At 40.4% G+C, this 6000-nt stretch carries 4 protein-coding genes and 1 riboswitch; of the genes, 1 reads left to right on the top strand and 3 read right to left on the bottom strand.

The features are described 5' to 3' along the window. On the top strand, positions 1-443 hold a 443-nt coding region (locus I4V44_RS17440), incomplete at its 5' end, for a hypothetical protein (protein ID WP_207744267.1). 83 nt (positions 444-526) lie between these two features. On the opposite strand, the gene ppk1 is transcribed toward I4V44_RS17440, so the two are convergent. From ppk1 to I4V44_RS15095, 3 genes are all read right to left on the bottom strand, one after another. After that, entirely contained in the window at positions 527-2635 is a 2109-nt protein-coding gene (gene ppk1, locus I4V44_RS15105) for a polyphosphate kinase 1 (protein WP_118569777.1), read from the bottom strand. Between the two features lie 355 nt (positions 2636-2990). Next, entirely contained in the window at positions 2991-3917 is a 927-nt protein-coding gene (locus I4V44_RS15100; protein ID WP_118569781.1) for a cation diffusion facilitator family transporter, read from the bottom strand. 307 nt (positions 3918-4224) lie between these two features. Continuing rightward, positions 4225-4331: riboswitch (NiCo riboswitch) on the bottom strand. Positions 4332-4526: 195 nt separating this feature from the next. Continuing rightward, positions 4527-5936 carry an MATE family efflux transporter gene (locus I4V44_RS15095; protein WP_330597758.1) on the bottom strand — a complete coding sequence of 470 codons (1410 nt, stop codon included), beginning with the start codon at positions 5934-5936 and terminating at the stop codon, positions 4527-4529. Positions 5937-6000: the final 64 nt, after the last annotated feature.

The following is a 6000-nucleotide window of genomic DNA, read 5'->3' as shown; positions in this document are numbered from 1 at the left end:
GTCAAAAAGTGGACGCAGAGATACCGGAACTGGGATCAGGTATTGAATCAGCTGATAGTCCTTTACGGAGAACGGCTTACTGCTTATCTGTAAGAGAAAAGAAAAGCAGGAATGGGGAAGCTCTTTTAAGCCCCTCATTCCTGCTTTCTGTCTATTCCTTCGGCATTTATATTATTGCCAGAAATTTCCGATCCTATTCCAGAGGTCGGGTGCGGGCAGAGCCCACAAAAGGCAATAATCATGATGCCTTACTTGTCATGCAAAAAATCGAAAATGATGTATATAATTTTCCTACATGGCAATACTGTAAGTACAAAGATATATTCGACAGCCGCATAATCATTAATTCGACAGCAAAATTTTACATATCTATTTCTTATCAGAAAGATTTACTTTCCATAGACACAAGAATTTTTACACCCTCTCAAAAAGATACTATATGAATCTATTATACTGATCCACATAGTATCTTTTTCAGGCAATCTACAATATTGCCAACAAATATTTCTTCTTAATCTTCTACTTTTCAATCTTCTCTTTTTTTCTGGGTTTTCTCTGCATTACTGTATGCCATGGCATAAAAGATTTCCTGGGAATTGAGTTTGACATCATTCAGGCTTCTGTCTGCATAATTTCCGGTTTCTGTCAGTCTCTTTCCTTTTTCATCGTCATTCATCATTGTCTCAAACATCCAGTCCAGACGTTCCTTTAATTTCTCATTAAGAACCGGAGCAGCCACCTCCACACGACGGACTGTATTTCTTGTCATAAAATCAGCAGATGCAATATATATTTTTTCTCTTTCTTTTGTACCGAAGCGATAGATTCTGGAATGCTCCAAATAACGACCTACGATACTTATTACTTTGATATTCTCTGTATATCCTTTTATCTCCGGAATCAGACAGCAGATACCTCTGACGACCATCTCTATCTTTACTCCTGCCTGAGATGCTTCCACCAGTTTATTGATGATCACCTTATCTGTCAGGGAATTGATCTTGATTCCAATATATCCTTCATTTCCCTGTTTCACCTGGTCGATTTCTTCCTGTATCATATCCAGAACTCTGTTCTGCAGACATTTTGGTGCAACCAGAAGAAGATTGGATTTCTCAACAACTTCCCCTTTCAGAAGTGCCGCAAACACTTCTGCTGCTTCTTTTCCGATTTCCTGGTTTGCTGTGATCAGCGACAGGTCTGTGTAAAGTGCAGATGTTTTTTCATTATAATTACCTGTACCGATCTGTGTGATATAGGACACACCCTTATCTGTTTTTCTGGAGATCAGGCACAGCTTGGAATGTACTTTATATCCATTCAGTCCATAGATTACTCTGCAGCCTGCCTCTTCCAGTTTTCTGGAATATTCAATATTGCTTTCCTCATCAAATCTGGCTCTCAGCTCTACAAGTACAACAACTTCTTTTCCATTTTCTGCTGCATCCACCAGAGCATCTACAATCTGGCTCTTGTCTGCAAGACGGTACAATGTCATCTTGATGGATACAACAGAATCATCCCTTGCAGCCTCATTCAGAAGATTAATAAAGGATTTGATATTTTCAAATGGATAGGATAACAGTACATCTTTCTTCATAATCTGTGAAATCAAAAGGCTCTTATCATCCAGCTCCGGTGTCATTCTGGGAGCTCTTCTCTGATAGAAAAGTTTGTCCTGGGCAGTATTTCTCAGATATCCCTGAAGTCCGAATACAAAGGACATATCAAGCGGAACTCTGGTCAAAAATACGTGTTTTTTATCCACATGAAGCTCCTTACAGAGTGAACTTATCATCTTTTTATTTAATTCTCTGGATAACTCCATTCTTACAGGATTCATTCGTCTTCTCTGCTTGATCAGATTCTCCATTGCATCCCTGTAATCCAGATCCTCATCATAAATGGTTTCTGTATCAATATCTGCATTTCTGGTAATACGGAGCAGCGCTTTCTCCCTGATCTCATAATTTTTAAACATTTTCGGCAGAAAATGAAGGATCAGTTCCTCTGAAAGCATGAAAGTCCCTTTTCTTGTAGGAATATCAATCAAACGTCTGAATACAGTATTACTGCAAGGGATAATAGCTGTTTTTGTTTTTCCACCCTTGCTCATCAGTGATGCCACTGCATAAATATTTTTATTTTTCAGGAATGGAAATGGCTGCTGTTTGCTCACAATGTTTGCAGACAGATACGGTGCAATCTCCTGATCAAAATATGTTTCCAGAAGCTTGCCTTCCTCTGCAGATAATCTGTTAAAATTGATCAGACGCACTCCGTAAGGCTCCAGTTCTCCCATCAGCTGTTCATAGATAGCTGCCTTTTTCTGATCCAGATCTCTGGTGGCCTGAAGGATTGCAGTTACCTGTTCTTCACTGGTCATATTGGTTTTGTTCTCACGTATTACTTCAGATGCTTCCATCTGATCCATCAGAGTTCCGACTCTGACTCTGTAAAATTCATCCAGATTTGACTGATAAATAGCGGCAAATGTCAGTCTCTCCGCAAGCGGAACTCTTGGATTTCCCGCCTCATTTAAAACTCTCTCATTAAACTTCAGCCAGGACAGTTCTCTGTTCATCATATATACAGGTGCCGTAATTTCTTTTGTCTTTTTCTGTTGTTTTTTCATTCGGATAATTCCTCACTCTTTTTATTCGTGATATCAGTGGCAAAATTTGTCAAACCTTTTGACTCTGACATCCTATAACGTTTAGAATTATAAACTTTGAATATCAATTCCATGGAATGTCCATGTTATATTTACGTAAAATTTCCAGTCAAACAAATAAATTTATCTGTTTCTCAATAAAAAAGTGATTTCTGCTATTCTATAGCAGTCCTTTCGCTACCTGTATTTTCTGTACGCTTCCCAGACTTACTGCCATACAAAGAACAGATAATACGAGTTTCGCTTATAGCATAGATGATTATCCAATAAAAAACAAGACTGCCCAGATTATACTTCGGACAGTCTCGCTTTTTATTTACTCATTCACCGGATTCACATGAACCATGCAGTGTTTTACGTCTTTAAAATTCTTCTCTATACTATGATGAACATTTTCCGCAATGTCATGTGCCTCATCCAGAGGAATCGTTCCATCTGCTGAAATTTCAATATCCACATACATCTTAGAACCAAATAATCGTGTCTGGAGAAGGTCGATTCCCTTCACTCCTTTCACTCCCATGATCACTTCTCTCATGCTCTCTTCTGTTGCATCATCACAGGAATGGTCAACCATCTTATCAATTGCATCTCTGAAAATATCTACAGATGCTTTCACGATCAGTACACAGATTGCCACACTGGCAATCGGATCCAGAATCGGGAAGCCAAGTCTCGCACCCAGGATACCGATAAATGCACCAACAGAGGACATTGCGTCTGAACGATGATGCCATGCATCTGCCATCAGTGCACCGGAATTTATTTTCTTCGCAGCACTTCTGGTATACCAGAACATCCACTCCTTCACTACAATAGAAACAACTGCCGCAATCAGTGCCAATGTTCCGGGAATTGCAATGCTTGCTCCTGAAGTACTCTTAATAATGTTCTCAATTCCATTCATACCAATTCCGATACCGGTTGCCAGAAGTAACCCGGACAAAATAATGGAAGATACACATTCCATCCGCTCATGTCCATACTGATGCTCCTTATCGGATTTTTTGCTGGATAAATTCACACCGACTATTACTACGAAAGTACTTCCCACATCAGATGCTGAATGAATCGCATCTGAGATCATAGCACCTGAATGTGCCAGAATTCCGGCAAGTAATTTAAATAAGGAAAGTAACAGGTTTACTGCAATACTCACACCTGATACCTTCATTGCCACCTTATGTTCCCATGCAGGCTCTTCCTTCTTAGCTGTCGTGTTACTGTTTGTCTTGTCTGACATTGCTGTCATGTTTAATTTTTTTGTCTGTTCCATAACCAGGACCTCCTAAATTTTCTTTTCAAATATATAAGCTTTTGTACTTTCCTATATTTGAGTTTACAGGTTCTTCTTATGTCACATACATTGCGTCACAGTCAGAAAACATATTTCCTTTCTGCGACTTATCAAAGTGCGGTCTTACAGGGGTCTTTTTGTAACTCTGAATTGCACCCGTTTCAAAAAATTCTCCTAAAAGAAAATTCCTCTAAAAGAAAATCTCTCCAAAACGTATTTTCCAGAAAACAAAAAGACACACCTGCGGAACATACACTGTCCCACAGATATGTCTGAAAATGTTCATATCTGCTGCCGCTTCACGCGGCCCGGCCCCACGCCCTCGAACACCTCGGGCATCGCCTGCTCAGTTTGTACTGTTGATCTCGCATTCTGTTGAATGTAATGCAGTGCAAAGAGAATTAATGTTACATATATCAATTCACAAATAGCATGATGTGAATCAAACAACAAGTCATATTATAATAGTTTTATAAGACTGTTTCTATTTGACTTTCACTGATGATACACTATAGCATATCGGTTAGTCAAGCCAAATGTTATTGAAAATTTTTATCATGATGAAACAATATTCTGCAGCCACACACCCTTCTTAACCAGCACAAATCCGATCACACATTTGATCAGATCTGCCAGCTGCACGCATGCATAAATCACAAGCACATGAATCCCTGTATAACGACTTAGTACAAAGGCGATCGGCACACTGATGCACCAGATAAACACACTGTCAAACAGGAACGTAATGATGGTCTTTCCACCGGAACGCAGGGTAAAGTAGGTTGCATGCAGGAATGCATTCTGCGGCATAAAGAATGCAGTGATCATGATCAGATACTTCGCCAGCCCCCTGGCTTCCTGATTGGTATTATAAAGCATTGGAAACAGCGGAGCCATAATAAACATGACAATTGCAACCCCTGTACAGCACATTACTGAGAAGGCAATCATCTTGTTATCTGTGTCTCTCGCTTTCTTCATATCTCCCGCTCCCAGAAGCTGTCCTACAATGATTGCCACGGAATCTCCCAGGGCAATAAACACAATATTAAACACATTGTTGATAGTATTGGAAATATTCAGAGAAGCAACCACATTCAGCCCTCGAACCGAATAACACTGTGTCAGCATAGCCATAGCTGAAGCCCATAAAGTCTCATTAAATAACAGCGGAGTCCCCTTGACCAGAATTTTCTTTGTCAGATTTGCAGGAACCTTAAGCGTGCTATACAACCCTTTTGCAAAGGGATTCTTCTCCGTATGCCTGTGTGTCCAGCTGATTACAATTGCAGCCTCCACATAACGTGACAGCACAGTTGCGATTGCCGCACCTCTCACACCCAGTCTTGGGAAGAAAAATACACCATAGATCAACAGGTAGTTAAATAACAGGTTCACACAGATTGCCACAACTCCTGCTTTCATAGGAAGAACCGTCTCTCCGCACTCTCGCAGAGTACTGGAATAAATCTGCACCATCATAAAAGGTGGTAATCCCAACAGCATAATATCCAGATACTGTTTTCCATAATTCAGTGTATCTGCAATCTGCTGCGCAGTTCCATCCCCCTGCAGATACATACTGATCAGATTCTCTCCAACCGTCAGAAGCAGCAAAGTCGTCCCGATGGTCAGGATCACAGCCATCCATAACTTATACCTGAATGTCTGCCGCACTCCTTCATTGTCCTTCTGTCCAAAGTACTGTGCTGTAAAAATCCCTGCCCCGGATACTCCTCCGAAAATACACAGATTATAAACAAAAATCAGCTGATTCACAATGGAAGCCCCTGACATCTGCTCCGTACCGATCCGCCCGATCATAATATTATCCAGCAGACTTACGAAATTCGTAATTCCATTCTGAATCATAATCGGCACAGCCACAGCCAGAACCATCATATAAAACCTCCTGTCACCGATAAACTTCTTACGAAACGATAACCTTTCTTTTGTCCTCTCCATAATTTTTTCCTCATCCTTCTTCATAAAAAGAGACTGTCCAAAGACAGTCCTCGCCCTAAGCGTT

It is taken from the genome of Blautia sp. 1001283B150304_161114_C9 (assembly GCF_015668165.1).
In the GTDB taxonomy this organism is placed as follows: Bacteria; Bacillota; Clostridia; order Lachnospirales; family Lachnospiraceae; genus Blautia_A; species Blautia_A wexlerae.
Note: the sequence above shows the minus strand (reverse complement) of the source record. Positions and strands in the feature narration are given on the sequence as shown.

What these genes read in the sequence shown, in the direction of transcription:
- ppk1 (WP_118569777.1), bottom strand. Translation starts at nt 2,635, where the DNA reads ATGAAAAAACAACAGAAAAAGACAAAAGAAATTACGGCACCTGTATAT.
- I4V44_RS15100 (WP_118569781.1), bottom strand. Translation starts at nt 3,917, where the DNA reads ATGTCAGACAAGACAAACAGTAACACGACAGCTAAGAAGGAAGAGCCT.
- I4V44_RS15095 (WP_330597758.1), bottom strand. Translation starts at nt 5,936, where the DNA reads ATGGAGAGGACAAAAGAAAGGTTATCGTTTCGTAAGAAGTTTATCGGT.